The organism is Chryseobacterium foetidum (genome assembly GCF_025457425.1).
In the GTDB taxonomy this organism is placed as follows: domain Bacteria; phylum Bacteroidota; class Bacteroidia; order Flavobacteriales; family Weeksellaceae; genus Chryseobacterium; species Chryseobacterium foetidum.
Genome location: NZ_JAMXIA010000001.1, coordinates 2,780,441 through 2,799,637, shown reverse-complemented (window position 1 = coordinate 2,799,637; position 19,197 = coordinate 2,780,441). Strand labels below are relative to the sequence as shown.

Sequence of the window (19,197 nt, the reverse complement as noted above, 5' to 3'; positions counted from 1 at the left end):
GGAAGATGACAATACTTATGCTATTTAATGAAAATTCATATTTTGTCTGTTGGCAGCATATTGTAAATAATTAAATTTTTAACTTCCATCTCCCAGCATCCATCTTCCAGCAAATACCTTTTAAGAAAAACAAACTCATTTTCGTAAATTAGCCGAGTGAAAAATAAAACTTTAATCTCTGTTGTAGGCACTACCGGAATTGGCAAAACAAAACTTGCTATAGAGCTTGCCAAACAATTCAATACAGAAATTATCTCCTGCGATTCCCGACAGTTTTTCAGTGAAATGAAAATCGGCACCGCTGCTCCTTCGGAAAATGAACTTTTGCAGGCAAAACATCATTTCATTGGTCAGCTTTCCGTGAAAGATTATTATTCTATCGGTCAGTTTGAGCATGATTCTTTGGAATTACTAGACCAACTTTTCGAAAAATATGACATCGTCATCATGGTTGGCGGGAGTATGATGTATGAAAAAGCAGTGATTGAAGGTTTGAATGATTTGCCTGAAGCCAACGAAGAAAATCAGGGAAAACTGGAAACCATCTGGAAAAATGAGGGTATTGAAAAACTTCAGGAAATGCTGAAAGATTTGGATCCTGAATATTATGAAAACGTAGATGTTCATAATCAGAGAAGGCTTTTGAGAGCAATCGATATTATTTGGCAAACCGGAAAAACATATACAGAAAATATTTCTCACGACAAAAATCCAAGAAATTTCAAAACGATTAGAATCGGCATTGAAGCGCCACGGGAAATCGTTTATGAAAGAATCAATCTGCGTGTTGATAAAATGATGGAAAATGGCTTGCTCGATGAGGCTAAAAATCTTGACGAATTGAGAAAATCTCTGGAAGGCAGGAACTTAGCATCGTTGAATACGGTCGGCTATTCTGAACTTTTTAAATATTTTGACGGAGAATGGAATTTGGAATTTGCGGTTTCTGAGATCAAAAAAAACTCAAGGAGGTTTGCAAAACGCCAATTGACTTGGTATAGAAAAGAATTAAATATTCATTATATTCAAGTAGGATATTCTGAAAAGGATTTTGATGGTTTGATTAAATATATTGAGTCTGAAATTTGAAGCGTTTTTAAACCATTAAGATTTTTATTAAGAAGTTAAGTCTTATTAAGCACATAAAATAGATTTGAAAAAGCATTGAGCTTAAAAGCGAAGCAAAACTTAATATTCTTAACCCCTTAATCTATCCTTAATGGTTCAAGAAATTTAAACAAAAAAATGCGATCCCTAAAGACCGCACTTCAAACAATATAATTAATTTACTACTTCCATCCGCCACCTAAAGCCCGATACAGATCTACAATACTGCTCAATCTCTGTCTTTTCACCGACGCAAGATTCAGTTCAGCCTGCAGAGAATTTCCCTGAGCTGTAATTACTTCTAAATAGTTTGCCATCCCGCCTTTGTAAAGCATTTCGGCACTCTTTATTCCATTTTTTAAAGTTGTAACCTGTTCAGTTGCTTTTTGTTCCTGAACTTTCAAACTTTCGTTGGAAACCAATGCATCCGAAACTTCGCCCACAGCATTCAAAACAGACTGACGGAACGCCAAAACGTTTTTTTCTCTCTGAATTTTAGCAACATTTAAATCCGTCTTCAACTGTCTTTTCTGGAAAATAGGCTGAGTCAATCCACCCAAAACAGATCCGAACAATGATGCCGGAATTGAAAACCAGTTATCAATTTTAAAAGAATTCACACCACCGTTTGCTGTAATTTTCAACGAAGGATACATATTTGCCTGAGCAATTCCCACGATTGAATTAGATTCCAACAAAACCAATTCCTGCTGACGGACATCAGGACGACGGCTTACCATCGCAGCGGGAAGACCTGCAGAAATATCCTGTGGTAAAGAGCTATCCGACATTTCAATCGTTCTGTTGACTTTGTTTGGATTTTCACCAACCAAAATACTCAAAGCGTTTTCCTGAATCGCAATATTTTGTTCCAATTGTGTGATCAAAAGTTCTGTCGATTGCTTTCGGGCGGTTGCCTGCTGAACTCCCAAAGAAGTAGTGTCGCCACTTTGCCACAATTTTTCAGTAAGAGAAAGCGTGTTGGCGCTCAATTGTAAATTTGATTTTGCAACCTCCATTTGCTTGTCAAGCATCAACAAATTGTAATATCCCTGAGCAATCGCAGCAACAACCTGAGTCTGAATTGCTTTCGTCGCTTCATACGTCTGCAGATACTGCATTTTTGAAACTTCCTGCTGATTTTTTATTTTGCCCCAAATATCTGCTTCCCAAGATAAATTGAATGCTGCATTGTAATCTTCAACGTAACTTTTTCCTAGAAATAAATTTAAACTTTGTCCATTCAAACTGTTGTCCGATGGTCTCGTAATTTGTGCGGAAACTGCAAAACCAACGTCTGGATACTGAAGATGTTTTGCCTGTTTCAGTTTTTCCTGAGAGGAAGCGACCTGTTTTAAGGCAATCTGCAAATCGTAGTTGTTTTTAATTCCTTTTTCAATTAAATCCTGTAAGATTGGATCGTTGAAAAACTGTTTCCATTGCAGGTTGGCAACGCTTGCAGTGTCGGCGGTTGCAGTGTATTTGAATGTTTCAGGAAGTTCGGGTTTTGTTTCCTGATAGGCCAATTTTGGCACACAGGAAACGGCACCTAATGCAATTCCAAAAGCGATGATTATATTTTTTACTCTTTTCATAATTTTAATATGATATTTAAATTGATCACAAAACTTTGAGTGGTAGGCAAAGTTGTCTTTAGTAGGAGAAAATATTTTGCCTGTTAATTTTCCCACAGATCTCACAGATTTACACAGATGTTTGTTCTTAAAAACTTATTTGATCTTTTGTTTTCAAACATTTTCACTTTAAGATATGTGCATCATCTTATGTGACTTTTGTGGTTAAAACAATCTCAAAGTTTTGCTAATCATTTTTATTAATGTGCTGATGCTAAAAGTTCTTCCTCCAGTTTTTGTCTTTGAAGTCTTTTTTGTTTTCTGCTTGGCATTTTTTCATGTAAATACTGGAAGATCACATACATTACCGGAATGATAAAAATCCCGAAAACTACTCCTGTAAACATTCCACCAACAGTACTGATTCCGATGGAGTGATTTCCTTTTGCGGCCGCACCTTGCGTCCAAACTAATGGAAGCATACCGATAATGAAGGCGAATGAGGTCATTAAGATTGGTCTTAAACGTAATCTTGAAGCCTGAAGTGCAGATTCAATCAATGTTTTTCCTGCTTTTCTTCGCTGAACGGCAAACTCGACAATAAGAATCGCATTTTTCGCCAACAATCCGACAAGCATAATCAATCCGACCTGAACGTAAATATTATTATCAATTCCAGCCAATCCTGTGAAAGCAAATACTCCGAAAATCCCTGTAGGAATGGTTAAAATAACTGCAAACGGAAGAATGTAACTTTCGTACTGAGCTGCCAACAGGAAATAAACGAACAAAATACTTAACATAAAAACAAAAGCAGTTTGTCCACCGGTTTTGATTTCTTCACGGGTAATTCCTGTCCATTCGTAACCATAACCTCTTGGAAGTGATTTTTGGGCAACTTCCTCTACCGCTTTGATGGCATCTCCGGTACTGTAACCAGGTTTTGGAGTTCCGTTAATTGTTACAGCATTGAATAAGTTGTTTCTTGAAACCGTTTCTGGCCCGAAAGTTCTTTTTAATGTCACCAAAGTCTTTACAGGAACCATTTCGCCTGTTTTGTTTTTAACAAAAATTCCTTCCATGGAATCCGCATCGTTACGGTAATCAATATCTGCCTGAGCCATCACTCTGTAATATTTTCCGAATCTGTTGAAATCTGAAACGAAGCTGCTTCCGTAATAAATCTGCATCGTCTGCATCAATTCAGTTACGGAAACTCCGAGCTGATTGGCTTTATCGGTATCTACATCAATGGTGTATTGAGGATTTCCGGCTGCGTATGTTGTGAAGGCAAAAGCAATTTCAGGACGCTTCATCAATTCTCCAATGAAAGCCTGAGTATTGTTTCCCAACTGTTCAAAAGACCCGTTGGTTTTATCCTGCAACATAAATTCAAATCCTGAAACGTTACCAAAACCCTGTACCGTTGGGAAGTTGAAGAAAAATGCGTTGGCATCTTTTACCTGCGCCACTTTCCCTGTCAAACCTGCTGCAATTTGATCAGGATCTTTCACTTCGCCACGGTCTTCAAAATCTTTCAGTTTAATGAAACCTGCAGCATAAGGAGAAGCATTGGAATTGCTGATAAAGTTCATTCCGTCAGCAACCCAAAGATGGTTTTTAGCTTTTTCGCCGTTGATGATCTTATCAATTTGTTCAGTAGCTCTGTGCGTTCTGTCCAATGAACTTCCAGGAGGCGTATTCACTGCATACAACACAAATCCCTGATCTTCAGTAGGAATAAATCCGGTCGGAGCTTTGTTGATTAAGAAAATACTTCCAGCTGTGATCAACGCTAAACCAGTAACGGCAACCCATTTATTTTTAATTAAAAATTTAAGGCTGTAAATGTATTTTTTGGTCATGTTGTTGAAACTTTTGTTGAAAGCATTGAAAAACTTCGCTCCAAAACCTTTTTTCTGACCATGTTCGCCATGTTCTCCCTGAGGATCATTCAATAATAAAGCACATAAGGCCGGACTTAAAGTCAATGCATTAATTGCTGAAATCAAAATTGCAATCACCAAAGTAAAGGCAAATTGTCTGTAGAAAACTCCCGCCGGACCCTGCATGAAACCAACCGGAATAAACACCGCACACATCACCAAAGTAATCGATATGATCGCTCCGGAAATTTCGCTCATCGAGTTGGTAGTTGCCTGTTCAACCGGCATTCCCGTCTGTTCCATTTTAGAATGGACGGCTTCCACGACGACAATCGCGTCATCCACCACAATTCCGATGGCTAAAACCAATGCAAATAAAGTCAACATGTTGATGCTGAAACCAAACAGCTGCAGGAAGAAAAACGTACCGACAATCGCTACAGGAACGGCGATCGCAGGGATTAATGTAGATCTGAAATCTTGAAGGAAAATATATACTACAATAAATACCAAAATAAACGCAATCACTAAAGTTTCCACAACCTGATGAATCGACGCATCCAAAAAGTCTTTTGAATTGTACATTATGATGGGTTCAACTCCTTTAGGCAAGGTAGTTTTCATTTCTTCAATCTGCTTTTCAATAGCGGTTAAAATTTCATTCGCATTTGAACCTGCAGTCTGTAGAATTGCAAATCCTGCGACCGGCTTCCCGTCCATTCTGTTGGCTGCGGTGTATGTGTAGGAACCGAATTCTACTCTCGCAACATCTTTCAATCTTAAAAACGAACCGTCACTGTTGGATTTGATCGCGATGTTTTCATAGTCTGCATTTTTGTTTAATTTACCTTTATACTTTAAAATGTATTCGTAAGTTTCCTTGCTTCCCTGTCCCAAACGTCCCGGTGCGGCTTCAAGATTATGATCTTTTACTGCCGCTAAAACTTCCTGCGGAGAAAGATTGTTGGCTGCCAAACGATCCGGTTTCAGCCAAAGTCTCATCGAATAATCTCTCGTTCCGAAAACCTGTGCCTGAGCAACTCCCGGAACACGTTGGATTTGTGGAATTACATTGATTTTCAGATAGTTTTGAAGGAAAAGTTCATCGTATTGTTTTGGGTCATTACTTGAAAGTCCCATAAACATAATCATACTGTTCTGAACTTTCTGAGTTGAAATTCCTGCCTGCACAACCTCCTGCGGAAGCTGGCTCATCGCTTTCGAAACACGGTTTTGAACGTTTACGGCTGCGTTATCCGGATCTGAACCCTGTTTAAAAAACACGCTCAAAGTCATCGAGCCGTCGTTACTTGAATTTGAGGTCATGTACGTCATGTTCTCAACACCGTTTACGGCTTCTTCGATAGGAACAGCCACGGAACGGGCAACAACTTCAGCATTTGCTCCCGGATAAAATGCCGTCACCTGAACGCTGGGCGGCGCAATGTCGGGAAACAGCGTGATCGGAAGGTTGAAAACCGACATCGCTCCCAACAGCAATAATATGATGGAGATCACCGTAGAAAGTACAGGTCGATCTATAAATTTTTTTAACATAAGAAGTTTAATTTTAAGTTGCTAATAGCGATTAGCTTTTGGCCATTGGCTAGATAATGCTTCAGTAATAATATTTTAGATATTGCATTGAAAGAAAAAAGCCAGAAGCAAAAAGCTGTTTTACAATGGTTTTGCTTTAAGTAAACTGTCAGAAGAAATCGCTTTTGGCTGAATCGTAACACCATCTTTCAACGCTCCAATTCCTGTGTAAACGATTTTGTCACCTGCAGCAAGTCCTTCAGAAATAAAGTAATAGTTCTCTGTTTTCCCTGAAATTGTGATCGGTTTTGAGGTTACTTTTTTATCTTTTCCAACTACATAAACGTAGACTTTATCCTGTATTTCAAAGGTTGATTCCTGAGGAATAACAAGCGTGTTGGCGAATAATTGCGGCATACGAACCCTACCTGTATTTCCCGTTCTCAACGCTCCGTTGGCATTGGGGAAAACGGCACGAACGCTGATTGCTCCTGTGGTTTTGTCGAACTGTCCGTCAACAATACTCATTTTTCCTTTTTCAGGATACGTACTGTTGTCGGCGATCACCAATTCTACCATCGGCATATTTTTAAGCTTTTCATTTAAAGTTGCTCCCGGATATTTCTTTTGGAAACCGATAAAATCCAGTTCACTTAAAGAAAAGTACGCATAAATTTCGCTGATGTCTGATAACATCGTCAACGGATTAACATCTGTTCTTGAAATTAAACTCCCTTTTTTGAAAGGAATTCTTCCGATGTAACCGCTAACGGGAGCTGTAATGGTTGTAAATCCGACATTAATTCTTGCTCCGCCAACTGAAGCTTTCGCCTGAGAACCAGCGGCAACGGCTGCGGCGTAATTTGCTTTTGCAGTTCTCAGCTGTACATCAGAAACTACCTTTGCAGCGACTAATGGCTGAAGTCTGTCCACTTCCACTTTTGCTTTTTGAATATTGGCGTTGGCAACCTGTAAATTGGCGTTTGCCATATTCATCTGCTCACCGTAAGCTCTCGAATCTATTTTGAATAATGCCTGTCCGGCTCTCACGTAAGCACCTTCTTCCACATAAATTTTATCTAAATATCCGTCAACCTGAGATCTAATTTCGACGTTATTTTTTCCTTCCAGTGCAGTTGGAAATTCCTGATAAGTAGTGGCAGGCGCAGAGGTTACGGTATATACGGGCAATGCAGGAGCTGGTGGAAGAGTGTTGCTGGCTTCTGCCGCTTTTGTGCAACTCTGTAAAAACAGGATACCTGCCAGAAGTACTATTAATTTTGCTTTTGCAGTTGTTTTCATTGTAAGTTTTATTTTTTTAATGATGTGTTAAATTAAATAATGATGTTTTTATTTTAAATCACGTTATATTTTCTAACGGTGTTAATAGATGAGTTAAAAAAAATACTTGATTTGATATGGTTTAGATAGTCATTTCCATGATTACAGTTTTTTGAGTTAAGTTTTGCTTGAGTGTTTTCGAGTGTTATTTTTCTTAACGGTGTTAATGATAAGGAAAAAAGATGGCAAGAAATAATGTAAAGAAATCGTATTTCATTTTTAAAGTTTTAGTTTGTTTTAATTTAAATTATTTTAAAATCTATTGTTAATTTTCCTAACAGCGTTAACTTATGGTTCAAAAAAATTTACAGAGATTTGATAAAAGCCGAAACTGTTTCGTCCAAAGTAGTTTTGTTCATTGTTGAAGGAATATCGTCATTTCTCATCATCATAATGGAGATCAATCCGTGAACCGCAGAAAACAAAGCGTGCGACGAGTGACAGGCATTATCAGGATTTGAACCTTTCTTACTGATGATCTCAAAAGTACAATCGTAGAGCATATCCTGAAAAGACGAAAACTCTTCCTTCATCATTCCTTTTCCGCTGCACTGCATTCCCAATCCGAACATTAGTTGATAGTATTCTTTATTTTTAAATGCAAAATTCCAATACGCATCCACAATTGCTGTTAACTGATCTTCAGGAGTTTCGTGCTTTCGTTTTGCTTTTTCAAGATCAATCTGAAGACAGTGAAATCCGTTAACGGAAATTTCATATAAAATAGCTTCCTTGTTTTCAAAATGATCATACACCACCGGAGCACTGTATTCAATGGCATCTGCTATTTTACGGATTGAAAGGGATGCCCAACCGTCAGTTTTAGCCAAAGTGAATGCAGCCTGCAAAATATTTGCACGGATAGATTCCTTTTCTCTTTGACGACGTTCATGTAAACCCATGATTTTATTTTACTAACAGTGTTAGCAAAACTACAAACTTTTAAGTATAAGTTCCAAAATAATTTTAGGATTTAACTTTGAAGGATCAATCAGAATCATTCTCAAATTGACTGAATATGGATGGGATGGGCATTTGAAGGGAGAATCTTTTTATTATTGTAAAATCGTATTCATTTTATAGTCTCCCTCAATTGGAAATAAAGTTTATTAAAAATGCTATAAACTTCCTTCATCCATCTTCAATCTCCCCTCTTTAATAATAAAAGAAATCTCTATCTTTGTCAGCAAATAAACAAGATATGAACACTCCTTCAAATATGTTGGCTCTTGGAACGAAAGCACCGTTTTTTGAACTTCCAAATCCTTCAAAAACCAATGAAATACAATCATTAGATGATTTGAAAGGCGAAAAAGGTACGTTGGTAGTTTTCATGTGCAACCACTGCCCTTTTGTGCTTCACATCATCGACAAGTTAAATGAACTGTACGAAGATTACAATGAACACGGGATCGAATTCATTGCCATCAATTCAAACAACGTAGAAAAATACCCTGATGATTCTCCCGAGAAGATGATTGAATTTCAAATCGACAGAAAATTTGATTTCCCTTATCTGTACGACGAAAGTCAGGCAATTGCCAAAGCTTACGAAGCAGCCTGCACACCTGATTTTTTCTTCTTTGATCACAAGTTAGACTTGATTTACAGAGGACAAATGGATGATTCAAGACCTGGAAACAACAAGGATATTACTGGCGAAGATTTAATTATTGCTTTTGAAAATCTTCTTTCTGGCGAGCCTCAGGAGGAAATTCAAAGACCGAGCATGGGTTGTAATATAAAATGGAAGTAGTTTTTCATTCATAAATAAAAATGTAAAACCGTCCTGTGTGATGGTTTTTTTTTGTGGTTTTTTAGGAAAAATGTTTTTATTTTAATTCAATTTGCTAAAACCCGGTGAAACAATTTTTGGTCACTTAATTGCTCTATATCCTGATCATCAAAACAGATGAGCAGCTACCGAATGGCAACTGCTCATTTTTATTTTAAATATTTTGCATTTCACTGCCAAAAATATTGTTAAGTTAATATTTTGAGGTACTATTTAATCACCTTTTTTAAAATTAAAATGATTGATCAAAATTCTGATTTCATTAAACTCAAAATCCGGCGGCAGTGCAGATTTCCATTCGTTGAGGGTTTCGTGAGGGTTTTTGTAATATTCATCTTCAAATTTTTTGATTTTATCTGAAGTAATCACTCTCGTAATATCCAAAAGACCGTTTTCTGCATATTTTGCGAGATGACCGATCACGGTTTCTTTTACCAAACCTCTTTCCATGGCAATCTGAGAAATGGTTTTTCCCTGCTCGAATAACTGGAAAGTTAAAACCTGAGAAGGAACTTTTGCAATCTGCATCGTCACTTCCTTATCATTTTTTTCATCTAAAAGTTTGGTTTCCAGTAAATGAATTTCCCTTAAACTGTTGAGGTATTCTTCTATATCTTCGAGCCAGTTTCTGAGGTCGTCGTTGTATTGTTTTAAACCTTTCGCACCTTTAATTTCAGAATAAAAATCCTTCATCGGATCAAAAATTTTATTCCGTGTTTCGCTGAAAAAGAAATTGACGGCGCCTTTGGTTTTGCTTTCAATTTCAGTCCATTCTTCTTCACCTGAAATGAAACTGGTGATTTTTTGGTTTAAAATACGGTCAAGTTTCTCAAAAATTTTGATGAGGTTCAGAGTATCATGCTTCAGTTCCTGATACAGTTTTTTTGCCTTAAGATGATCTATGCTTTTGGTAACGATGGATCGGTTGTTCCAGTCTTCCACTTCTTTCAGAAACCAATGACAGTCGAGTGTTCTGAGTACTTTTTTGATGCTGTAATCGTATTTTTCTTTATGAATAATAGTTTCCACATGATCATTGGCGTGCGTATCTCCCTGAAATTTGAGGATTCTGTTATCTTTAAAAATAACTTCAGGGGTAATTTTAGATTTTAAAACTATTCCTTCCAAAGTACGGCAACGCGAAAGAGCAACGTAAACCTGCCCTGCTGTAAAACTTTTTCCGGCATCAATAATCACTTTGTCAAACGTCAAACCCTGACTTTTATGAATGGTAACCGCCCAAGCCAGTTTTATCGGAAACTGTTCGAAGCTTCCCAGAACTTCTTCTTTGATATTTTTTTCGCTGTCGAGAAAGTATTTTTTCTGTTCCCAGACTTCTCTTTTTACAGTAATTTCTCTTTCAGAACCTTCCAGAACAACCTTGATTTCCTTTTCATCCAGAGAAGAAATTTCACCTAATTTTCCGTTGTAATATTTTTTTTCACCTGAAATATCGTTTCGGATGAACATGACCTGAGCGCCAATTTTTAAATCTAAAAATTGCTCATTCGGATATTGGTTTTCTTTAAATTCACCAAAAAGCTTGGCTTCATAAGTTGTACCGTCGTGTTTCAGCTCCTGCAGCTTTTCCTGATTGATGTCGTCTGCCATTTTGTTGTGCGAACACAGATAAACATAAGGCTGATCTCCCGAATCAAAAAGCGGATCGTATCTTTTATTTAATTCTTCAAAATTAATATTCGCAACATCGCCGTCGCGGATCGCATTCAAAATTTCAAGAAAATCTTCGTCGGTCTGTCTGTAAACCTTTGTCAGTTCGATGGTAAGTAACGGAATCTGTTTGATGGCTAAACTGTCGAAGAAAAACGGCGAGTTGTAAAACATTTTCAGTACATACTCGTCTCTCACCACTGGTGGAAGCTGGTATAAATCTCCGATAAAAAGCATCTGCACACCTCCGAAAGGCGAGGCGTTTCTTCTGATAAAACGCAGCGAATGATCCATCATATCCAAAACATCGGCTCTCAGCATCGACACCTCATCGATGATGATTACTTCTACTTCACGCAGGAGTTTTAATTTATCTTTTCTATATTTGAAATGTTGTTGAAGATCAAAAATATTATTGGCAAGATTGGTATCAATTCTGTCGGTGGTCGGCAAAAAAGTCCGCAGCGGAAGGCCGAACATAGAATGCACGGTAACTCCGCCGGCATTGATGGCGGCGATGCCTGTGGGTGCAACCACGATGTGTTTTTTTCGGGTGCGTTTTACAAAATCATTCAGGAAGGTGGTTTTTCCGGTTCCTGCTTTTCCTGTTAAAAATACGCTTCTGTTGGTATGCTCAATTAATTCAAAAAAATGATCTTTCATCGTGTTCAAAATTACAAAAATGTTGCGAAGGCATACACTTTGATTTCGTGTAAAAAAATGATATAATGAAAATGAATTTCATAAAGATAATTTCAGTCTGCGTATTTTCTCTTACAATTACGGCATGCAAAACGGCTGCTCCGGATCCCGAAACACTCCCAAAAGATATAGCCGAAAGACCTGCTGACGCCGACAGCAGAAAATATGATCAGGCACAGCTTGATATTTTAAAATCTGCCATAGACGCAGAAATCGAAAAAGAAAAATGCACAGATTCAAAAGAGTGGGCATTTGCTCCAATCGGTGCCAAAGCCTGTGGCGGACCGTATTCTTATATTGCCTATCCAAAGAAAAATGAAGAATCTATTCTTGCAAAACTTGAAAATTTCAAAAACAGAATGATCGCTCACAATAAGAAATACGAACTTGTTTCTGACTGTATGCTTCCGGCAGAACCGGTTTCCATCAGATGTGAAGCGGGGAAAGCGGTGTTGGTGTATCCTTAAGGTAAGAAACATAGCAAAAGTAAAAAGAGCCAAGGTTATCTAAAAGAATCAAGTAAGAAGGTAAAAGAGCCAAGTTTGGTGCAGGAAATTAGATAATAAGTTTGATTTTTGAATAATTCTGTTTCAAAATAATTTTAAGGTAATCAAAACCAAGAAGTGGTTTAATATTAATAGCCGTGGGTGAAATCGAGGAACGAGATTCGGCTAAACCCACGGAAAATGACAAACGATATTTACAAGAACCACGAAGTGGTTCAACTAACCAAGCTATACAACAACAAAAACGACTCTGAAAAACATTTCCAAAGTCGTTTTTATTTTAAGTCATTGCAAAATTAAATTATCAGTAAAGTACTAAACCACCAGTCCACTAAACCACTCCGACTCTCAAACCCTCAAACTCTCCAACTCATCATTCCTCCTTATACCACGAAGAATACTTCACATAATTATCTGCGATTCTGTTGACTTCGCCTTCCAAAAGCTGGGAATTGATATCTTTCAATTTCCTGGCCGGAACGCCGCCCCAAACTTCTCCGGATTTGATATGCGTGCCCTGTGTTACCACAGATCCTGCACCAACTATCGAATTTTCTTCCACCAGACAATTATCCATTACGATTGACCCCATTCCAATAAGAACGTTATCTTTGATGGTGCATCCGTGAACAATTGCGTTGTGACCGATGGATACGTTGTTACCAATGTTTAAAGGATGTTTTTGGTACGTGCAGTGCAACATCACGTTATCCTGAATGTTGACTTTGTTTCCCATTTTGATGTAATGAACATCGCCCCTGATTACGGCATTATACCAAATGCTGCAGTCAGTTCCCATCGTAACATCTCCAATAATGGTTGCGGTTTCTGCCAGAAAAGTATTTTCTCCGATCTGAGGAGTTTTTCCTAAAAGTTCTTTTATTAAAGCCATATTTTAATTTGATATTTTAAATGAATGATTTTTAAAATCGTTGATTGTGTTTTTATTTGACTTAGGAGATCGAAGCGTTAAAAAATTTTAAAAAGATTACGTTAAGAAATTTCCACTGTTTGAGTGGCGGCAACAAATATCTTTAATACCTATAAATTTGTTTCCGCCCGAGTTTGGAAATTTTAGGAATCTTTTTAAAATTTTAGCGAAGAAATCCAAGTCTTGAATTTTTGGTTCTTTTGTTTCAAGACAAAAGAACAGAATAAAAATTTTAGATATAATAATCATCATAGCAAAAATCTAACTCCCAACTTCCAGCTTCTAACTTCTAAATCCGTATTTTTGTACATTCAAATTTAATTAAAAAATGCATACCATACTTATAGAACCAACCGAAAACCCGAAAGTGATGAAATTTGTAGCCGACTACAATTTGATTCCTGGGTCTTTGGAGTTGGACAGAGATTCAGATATTTCTGAAATTCCTTTGGCACAAGAGCTTTTTAACTATCCTTTTGTGGAAAGAATTTTCATTACAGCCAATTTTATAGCAGTTGCTAAACAGGATACCGTGGAGTGGGAACACGTTGCTGAAAGCCTGAAAAATGTAATCGAAGACGAACTTTTGGCAAATCCAAGAATTTATCTTCAGAAGAAAAAGGAAATGTATCAAATTTATGCTGAAATGACGCCAAATCCTAACGTGATGAAGTTCGTTTCAAGCCAGCTGCTGATGGAAGGTTTCGTAGAAGTAAAATCAAGGGATGGAGCAGAAGGAATTCCTTTGGCAGAAGCTATTTTCAGGGAGTTTGATTTTGCTACAGAAGTTTTTATATCTGATAATTTTGTGGCTGTAACCAAAGATCATTCTGTAGAATGGCATCAGGTAATGATGGCGGTTCGTGGGATGATTGCAGAATACCTTCAAAATGGTGGAGTAATTTCAACCATCGAAGCTCAAAAGCATGAAAACCCTGTAGAGAAGATCATCAACAGAGATTACACCGACGACGAGCAGAAGATTTCTGATATTTTAAATGAATATGTTGCTCCAGCAGTAGAAAATGACGGTGGTAAAATTTCTTTAATGGAATATGACGGCTCAACAAAAACAGCCAAAATGCTTTTACAGGGCGCATGTTCAGGATGTCCAAGCTCAACTGCAACTTTAAAAGGAGGAATTGAAAATATCTTAAAACAGTTCGTGCCTGAACTGGTGGAAAAAGTAGAAGCCGTAAACGGCTAGAGTTTAATGTTCAAAGTTTAATGTTTAAAGTTTTGCAAAACGAATCTCAAATCTCAAATCTCAAATCTCAAATCTCAAAAAAGGGAATTTTATTAGTCAACCTCGGCTCGCCAAGGTCAACATCTGTTCCGGATGTGAAAGAATATCTTGATGAATTTTTGATGGATGAGAAGGTAATTGATTACCGTTGGTTTTTCCGTGCACTTCTGGTAAAAGGAATCATCCTCAATACAAGACCTGCAAAATCTGCCGAGGCTTACAAAACAGTCTGGACAGACGAAGGCTCTCCTTTAATCGTCATCACCAAACAGCTTCAGGCAAAACTTCAGAAATTGGTCGATGTTCCGGTAGAAATCGGAATGAGATATGCTCAACCCAGCATTGAAGCTGGAATTCAGAAACTCGTGGATCAGGGCGTTACAGATATTGTCCTTTTTCCGCTGTATCCGCAATATGCGATGAGTACGACAGAAACCGTAATTGAAAAAGCTGAGGAAGTAAGAAAAAAATCTTTTCCACAGATTAGAATAAATTACATTCAGCCTTTTTATAACAGAGATATTTACATCGACTGTCTTGCAGAAAGCATTAAAGAAAAACTTCCTGAAAATTTCGATGCCTTACAGTTTTCCTATCACGGTGTTCCGGAAAGGCATATTTTTAAGACAGATCCTACCAATACCTGTAATCTAAATGATTGCTGTTCCCGTGAAAGCAATCCGAGTCATCAGTTTTGCTACCGTCATCAGTGTTTTGATGTAACGAATTCGGTTATAAAGAAATTAGGTTTACCTAAAGAAAAAGTGATGGTCACTTTCCAGTCCCGTTTGGGGAAAGACAAATGGATGGAGCCTTATACCGATGAAACATTGGAAACTGTCGGTAAAAAAGGGGTGAAAAACTTAGCAATCGTTTGTCCGGCCTTCGTGGCAGACTGTCTTGAGACTTTAGAAGAAATTTCCGTGGAAGGAAAACATCAGTTTGAGCATGGTGGCGGTGAAAATTTCCATTATATCCCTTGTCTTAATGATGAAGACCGATGGGTGAAAGTGGTAAAAACACTTTGTGAAGAAAAATTAAATGAATTTTATTTGGTTTAAATTGTAAAGACATGCAGTTCCGATACGCAAGACATACTCAAAAACTTGAAAGTTTAATTTACTTTTATACTTCGGTTTTAAATTTCGAGATACTTGGAGAATTTAAAAATCACGACAATTATGACGGAGTTTTTCTTGGAATAAAAGGACAAAACTGGCATTTGGAATTCACACAAAACGGAGAAAAGCCTAATTCAAAATTTGATGAAGACGATACACTGGTCTTTTATCCTGAGTCAAATGAAGATTATCGCAAAATTCTGGATAATCTTAAAAAATTTGAAGTTCCTCTTTTGCAACCAAAAAATCCTTATTGGAAGAAAAATGGAATTTGTTTTGAAGATTGCGACCATTACAAAATAATTGTATCTGATATTAAAATAAGATAAAGCTCTTTGGTAAATCTGAGAAGTTTTTTAAAAGACAGTATTTAATAAGTTTAGATACTGTCTTTTTTCACTACTTTTTCTACAACACCCCTTTAAATTAACTTAAAATATTTAAAAAAAGATAAAATATTTTAAATATACCCATGAAATTATAGGGGTATTGTCTTGTTTATTGATATTTTTTCATACCTTTACTTCATCAAAAAACAAAATGACACTTAAAAATTTGAAATGATGGAGGCTACTATTGAAATTTTAAAAAAGAAAATCGAGGTTTTGAGTCCGGATCTTTTGGAAGCTCTTTCAAAGATTCTTGACAGGGTAGAAACACATGTGTTGGCAGATATTCCACAATTTCATCTGGATGAAGTTTCGTACAGAATTCAGTTTCATTCTGAAAATCCTGCTACAAAATTAGATTTCTTTGATAATGTAAAAGAACTGGAACAAAATTGTGCATAGTACAATGAAAGTACTTCTGTCATCCATTGCAAAAAATGACATTCGAATGCTAATGCGGGTTTTCAATGCTGAAAAAGAGCATAAAGACAAAATATTTCTGAATGTACTGAAAGATTCTGTACAACAGATTGTAGAAAATTCAGAGCATATTGATATTAAAGATAAGGAAATGCAGGTTTTTAAAACCGAAAATCTTCCCATCAATATTCATTATATATTTGAAGATGATGAAAATCTATTGATAACAGCGGTCTTTAAAGATTAAAGACCTGAACCCAGAACACTTTGTTTGTTGACATTATATTTTATTTTTCTGTGAGTCTTCATAAGACGGTTGATCGCCTAAACCTTACACTTGAACTGTAGGGTTTTGGTTTTTTTATCTGACAGGTGTTCTGAATTCCCCGTAACCAATGAGTCCGTCGTAATTTCTACCAAACGGTCTGTAGTAAAGGAAGGCCTGATAAAGATTTTCTGTCTGCCAGAAATTCCCGTTGATCTCCCCGAAATTCATTCTTCCATCCGCCTCTTTTGTGGCTAAAATATAGTTGTAGAAACCTTGTTTCATAAAAATTTTGGCAATATATTTTTTCTTTTCCACATCATAAGTCATCATATATTCTTTAGAAGGTTTAAAATCATTAAAACCACCTAAAACATAAAGCTCCTTATCCATCGGTTCAGAATCTAAAGAAAAATGAACGACTGCATAATCTCCCTCACGCTCGGCATTTCGCTCAATACCCATATCGTTTCTTCTGAAATACCACGCACCATTCACGTCCGGCTGATACTGGTAATCCAACGGATATGCCCAAACCGGATGAAGATAGGTTTGATGAACATTTTCAATAATTTCCGTAGCCCGAACCATATCCGCCGGCATTCTGATATTTTTATTGTCAAAATAATAGAACTCATTATTTCCGGGAAAAGCAAGATTCATCTGCTGAAAAAGAAGCTGATTTCCCATTGTAGAACTTGGCTTTTGATTAAAAACAGTCATGTGTGGATTGTTATTCTGAACTACATTCATGGTCATTGAATTCACGTTTGAAGAAATGTCGCCACCTTTGGAAGTTGCCTGTACCTCAACTCTTTGGTTGATATTCGGTTTTCTGGCATCTGAAACTCTGGTAATATTTAAAGCTAAATTAACTCCGTTTTCAGAAATACTGAATCTTCTTTTAAATAAAGGCTTATCTGCAGAATCTTTGTAAACGATGATTTCAAAATTACCGGAAATTTTAGGTCTGATTTTATCATTCGGAAATGAAAGCTTGTAATGCGTATAAGGCTGAAGTGTATTGAAAGAATATTCAAACTGATCAAGCAGGGCATTCATAGTTCCGGTAGCAATCTCTGTAAAAAACAAATTATCATCCTGCCAGTTTCTGTCGTAATGTTTTAAAGTATAACGAAAAATCGTGCTGCTGTTTGTAAGATCATCAAAACTTAAAACCAGCTGTTCACCCATGTTGATCACGGGTGTTTCGTCATTCGTCTGAGGATTAAAAAGCTGTATGCTCTGTATGTTTTGTCCGAATACGAGACCGCTCAGACCCAGTAAAAATATCTTCAACGTTTTCATTCTTACGAAGATAATGAAAAATGCCCATTTCACTATTATTATCGTATTTTTGATGAAAAATTAATCTTAATATGTTTCAGATACAGGCTTTCGTCTTCAATTTTGCGAGTGAAAATACTTATGTTCTTTTTAACGGAAATAAAAACGCATGGATCATCGATCCGGGAAATATGAATGAGCAGGAAACGAAAGCTATCAAAGATTTCATCAGTGAAAACGAATTGAAAATTGAAAAAATTGTTTTAACGCATGCTCACATCGATCATATTTTAGGCTTGCAATGGGCTTTTGACACCTACAAAGTACCTGTAATTATGCATCAGGACGACAAAGAAGTCCTCGATATGTTCCAAATCAGCGGAATGAGATTTGGGTTTGAACTGGATCATATCAATGTAGATCCGAAATATATTAACGAAGGAGACGAACTTGATTTTGACGGAGAAAAATTTAAGATTTATCACGTTCCGGGACATTCTCCGGGAAGCGTTGTTTATCATAACGAAACTCAGAAATTTATGCTGTCGGGAGACGTCCTGTTTGAGGGAAGCATCGGCAGAACCGATTTGTACAAAGGAAATTACGAACAGTTAATAGAAGGAATCAAAACCAAACTTTTAATTTTGGATGAAGAAACCCAGGTCTTGTCAGGCCATGGAAATCCAACTACAATTGGTTTTGAAAAACAGTATAATCCGTTTTTAAGGTAATCATTTCGTCAAAACACTTCAAAAACTTTTTGTTATAAAATTAAAAACCCTTGAATATCAGCATATTCAAGGGTTTTAATGTGGTCCCACCTGGGCTCGAACCAGGGACCACCTGATTATGAGTCAGGTGCTCTAACCAACTGAGCTATAGGACCTCAAAATCTGGTTAAATTTTGTGTTTGCAAAAATAGTAAAATTTCTTTCTCTGCAAAACTTTTTATGGCTTTTCTTGACACAATTCTACCAAAACTCCATTCGTGGATTTGGGGTGAAGGAAGACAACTAATTTGTTATCAGCACCTTCTTTCGGTTCTTCTGAGATAAACTGAAATCCCTCTTTTTTTAATCTTTCAATTTCAAAGGCGATATCCTGTACCCCAAAAGCAAGATGATGTATGCCCTCTCCTTTTTTATCAATAAATTTTGAAACCGGACTGTCGTCTTTCGACGCTTCCAAAAGTTCTAATTTTGATTCTCCGGCATTGTAAAAGGACGTTACAACACCCTCCCGCTCCACAGATTCTTTTTTGTAAGATTCCTTACCGAGAAGTTTGGTGAAAAGTTCGTCAGAAACACCTAATGATTTTACAGCAATACCGATATGTTCAAGTTTCATAAATTTATTGTAAGATAATTAATTCTTTGACCTTTTTTAAAAAGATCAATTAAAACAAAAGTAGTAAATTTGC

Annotated in this window: 17 protein-coding genes and 1 tRNA gene; 9 read left to right on the top strand and 9 right to left on the bottom strand. The window is 36.8% G+C overall.

From position 1 onward, the window contains the following. The first annotated feature begins 156 nt into the window (after positions 1-156). The gene (gene miaA, locus NG809_RS13085) at positions 157-1,089 is read left to right on the top strand and encodes a tRNA (adenosine(37)-N6)-dimethylallyltransferase MiaA (RefSeq protein WP_262151310.1); all 933 of its coding nucleotides are present in this window, start codon (positions 157-159) and stop codon (positions 1,087-1,089) included. 200 nt (positions 1,090-1,289) lie between these two features. Here the strand turns inward: miaA and NG809_RS13080 are convergent, their stop codons facing one another. From NG809_RS13080 to NG809_RS13065, 4 genes are all read right to left on the bottom strand, one after another. Further along, entirely contained in the window at positions 1,290-2,702 is a 1,413-nt protein-coding gene (locus tag NG809_RS13080) for an efflux transporter outer membrane subunit (protein WP_262151308.1), read from the bottom strand. 239 nt (positions 2,703-2,941) lie between these two features. Continuing rightward, complete coding sequence (locus tag NG809_RS13075) at positions 2,942-6,124, bottom strand: efflux RND transporter permease subunit (protein ID WP_262151306.1); 3,183 nt, start codon at positions 6,122-6,124, stop codon at positions 2,942-2,944. Between the two features lie 120 nt (positions 6,125-6,244). Further along, positions 6,245-7,405: an efflux RND transporter periplasmic adaptor subunit gene (locus NG809_RS13070; protein ID WP_262151305.1), complete on the bottom strand. Its 1,161-nt coding sequence runs from the start codon at positions 7,403-7,405 to the stop codon at positions 6,245-6,247. Between the two features lie 344 nt (positions 7,406-7,749). After that, positions 7,750-8,346 carry a TetR/AcrR family transcriptional regulator gene (locus NG809_RS13065; RefSeq protein WP_262151304.1) on the bottom strand — a complete coding sequence of 199 codons (597 nt, stop codon included), beginning with the start codon at positions 8,344-8,346 and terminating at the stop codon, positions 7,750-7,752. Between the two features lie 299 nt (positions 8,347-8,645). Here NG809_RS13065 and NG809_RS13060 point away from each other — a divergent pair, with 299 nt between their 5' ends. Further along, a complete protein-coding gene (locus NG809_RS13060) occupies positions 8,646-9,200 on the top strand; it encodes a thioredoxin family protein (protein WP_262151303.1) in 555 nt (184 codons plus the stop codon). A gap of 252 nt (positions 9,201-9,452) precedes the next feature. Here the strand turns inward: NG809_RS13060 and NG809_RS13055 are convergent, their stop codons facing one another. Continuing rightward, positions 9,453-11,573 carry a helix-turn-helix domain-containing protein gene (locus NG809_RS13055; RefSeq protein WP_262151302.1) on the bottom strand — a complete coding sequence of 707 codons (2,121 nt, stop codon included), beginning with the start codon at positions 11,571-11,573 and terminating at the stop codon, positions 9,453-9,455. Between the two features lie 71 nt (positions 11,574-11,644). Between NG809_RS13055 and NG809_RS13050 the strand changes: the two genes are divergently transcribed. After that, complete coding sequence (locus NG809_RS13050; RefSeq protein WP_262151301.1) at positions 11,645-12,079, top strand: hypothetical protein; 435 nt, start codon at positions 11,645-11,647, stop codon at positions 12,077-12,079. 412 nt (positions 12,080-12,491) lie between these two features. Here the strand turns inward: NG809_RS13050 and NG809_RS13045 are convergent, their stop codons facing one another. Then, the gene (locus NG809_RS13045) at positions 12,492-13,010 is read right to left on the bottom strand and encodes a gamma carbonic anhydrase family protein (RefSeq protein ID WP_262151300.1); all 519 of its coding nucleotides are present in this window, start codon (positions 13,008-13,010) and stop codon (positions 12,492-12,494) included. A gap of 367 nt (positions 13,011-13,377) precedes the next feature. Here NG809_RS13045 and NG809_RS13040 point away from each other — a divergent pair, with 367 nt between their 5' ends. The 5 genes from NG809_RS13040 to NG809_RS13020 all read left to right on the top strand — a co-directional run bounded on the left by NG809_RS13040 (position 13,378) and on the right by NG809_RS13020 (position 16,472). After that, positions 13,378-14,256: a NifU family protein gene (locus tag NG809_RS13040; RefSeq protein WP_262151299.1), complete on the top strand. Its 879-nt coding sequence runs from the start codon at positions 13,378-13,380 to the stop codon at positions 14,254-14,256. A gap of 71 nt (positions 14,257-14,327) precedes the next feature. Then, positions 14,328-15,356, top strand: a complete 1,029-nt coding sequence (gene hemH, locus NG809_RS13035; RefSeq protein ID WP_262152578.1) for a ferrochelatase — start codon at positions 14,328-14,330, stop codon at positions 15,354-15,356. Positions 15,357-15,367: 11 nt separating this feature from the next. Then, positions 15,368-15,745: a VOC family protein gene (locus tag NG809_RS13030; protein ID WP_262151297.1), complete on the top strand. Its 378-nt coding sequence runs from the start codon at positions 15,368-15,370 to the stop codon at positions 15,743-15,745. A 231-nt stretch (positions 15,746-15,976) separates the two neighbouring features. Then, positions 15,977-16,207: a hypothetical protein gene (locus NG809_RS13025; RefSeq protein WP_262151296.1), complete on the top strand. Its 231-nt coding sequence runs from the start codon at positions 15,977-15,979 to the stop codon at positions 16,205-16,207. Between the two features lie 4 nt (positions 16,208-16,211). Continuing rightward, positions 16,212-16,472 (top strand): hypothetical protein, encoded by a 261-nt coding sequence (locus tag NG809_RS13020; RefSeq protein WP_262151294.1) that lies wholly within the window; start codon positions 16,212-16,214, stop codon positions 16,470-16,472. 114 nt (positions 16,473-16,586) lie between these two features. Here the strand turns inward: NG809_RS13020 and NG809_RS13015 are convergent, their stop codons facing one another. Continuing rightward, complete coding sequence (locus NG809_RS13015; protein ID WP_262152577.1) at positions 16,587-17,798, bottom strand: type IX secretion system plug protein; 1,212 nt, start codon at positions 17,796-17,798, stop codon at positions 16,587-16,589. A gap of 71 nt (positions 17,799-17,869) precedes the next feature. Between NG809_RS13015 and NG809_RS13010 the strand changes: the two genes are divergently transcribed. Then, a complete protein-coding gene (locus NG809_RS13010; protein ID WP_262151292.1) occupies positions 17,870-18,508 on the top strand; it encodes an MBL fold metallo-hydrolase in 639 nt (212 codons plus the stop codon). 81 nt (positions 18,509-18,589) lie between these two features. On the opposite strand, the gene NG809_RS13005 is transcribed toward NG809_RS13010, so the two are convergent. After that, a tRNA-Ile gene (locus NG809_RS13005) sits at positions 18,590-18,663 on the bottom strand. 62 nt (positions 18,664-18,725) lie between these two features. Beyond that, positions 18,726-19,124, bottom strand: a complete 399-nt coding sequence (gene mce / locus NG809_RS13000) for a methylmalonyl-CoA epimerase (RefSeq protein WP_262151290.1) — start codon at positions 19,122-19,124, stop codon at positions 18,726-18,728. Positions 19,125-19,197: the final 73 nt, after the last annotated feature.

Excerpts from the sequence above, each read along its gene's own strand:
- NG809_RS13080 (WP_262151308.1), bottom strand. The coding sequence starts at position 2,702 with ATGAAAAGAGTAAAAAATATAATCATCGCTTTTGGAATTGCATTAGGT.
- NG809_RS13075 (WP_262151306.1), bottom strand. The coding sequence starts at position 6,124 with ATGTTAAAAAAATTTATAGATCGACCTGTACTTTCTACGGTGATCTCC.
- NG809_RS13070 (WP_262151305.1), bottom strand. The coding sequence starts at position 7,405 with ATGAAAACAACTGCAAAAGCAAAATTAATAGTACTTCTGGCAGGTATC.
- NG809_RS13065 (WP_262151304.1), bottom strand. The coding sequence starts at position 8,346 with ATGGGTTTACATGAACGTCGTCAAAGAGAAAAGGAATCTATCCGTGCA.
- NG809_RS13060 (WP_262151303.1), top strand. The coding sequence starts at position 8,646 with ATGAACACTCCTTCAAATATGTTGGCTCTTGGAACGAAAGCACCGTTT.
- NG809_RS13055 (WP_262151302.1), bottom strand. The coding sequence starts at position 11,573 with ATGAAAGATCATTTTTTTGAATTAATTGAGCATACCAACAGAAGCGTA.
- NG809_RS13050 (WP_262151301.1), top strand. The coding sequence starts at position 11,645 with ATGAATTTCATAAAGATAATTTCAGTCTGCGTATTTTCTCTTACAATT.
- NG809_RS13045 (WP_262151300.1), bottom strand. The coding sequence starts at position 13,010 with ATGGCTTTAATAAAAGAACTTTTAGGAAAAACTCCTCAGATCGGAGAA.
- NG809_RS13040 (WP_262151299.1), top strand. The coding sequence starts at position 13,378 with ATGCATACCATACTTATAGAACCAACCGAAAACCCGAAAGTGATGAAA.
- NG809_RS13030 (WP_262151297.1), top strand. The coding sequence starts at position 15,368 with ATGCAGTTCCGATACGCAAGACATACTCAAAAACTTGAAAGTTTAATT.
- NG809_RS13025 (WP_262151296.1), top strand. The coding sequence starts at position 15,977 with ATGATGGAGGCTACTATTGAAATTTTAAAAAAGAAAATCGAGGTTTTG.
- NG809_RS13020 (WP_262151294.1), top strand. The coding sequence starts at position 16,212 with ATGAAAGTACTTCTGTCATCCATTGCAAAAAATGACATTCGAATGCTA.
- NG809_RS13015 (WP_262152577.1), bottom strand. The coding sequence starts at position 17,798 with ATGAAAACGTTGAAGATATTTTTACTGGGTCTGAGCGGTCTCGTATTC.
- NG809_RS13010 (WP_262151292.1), top strand. The coding sequence starts at position 17,870 with ATGTTTCAGATACAGGCTTTCGTCTTCAATTTTGCGAGTGAAAATACT.
- mce (WP_262151290.1), bottom strand. The coding sequence starts at position 19,124 with ATGAAACTTGAACATATCGGTATTGCTGTAAAATCATTAGGTGTTTCT.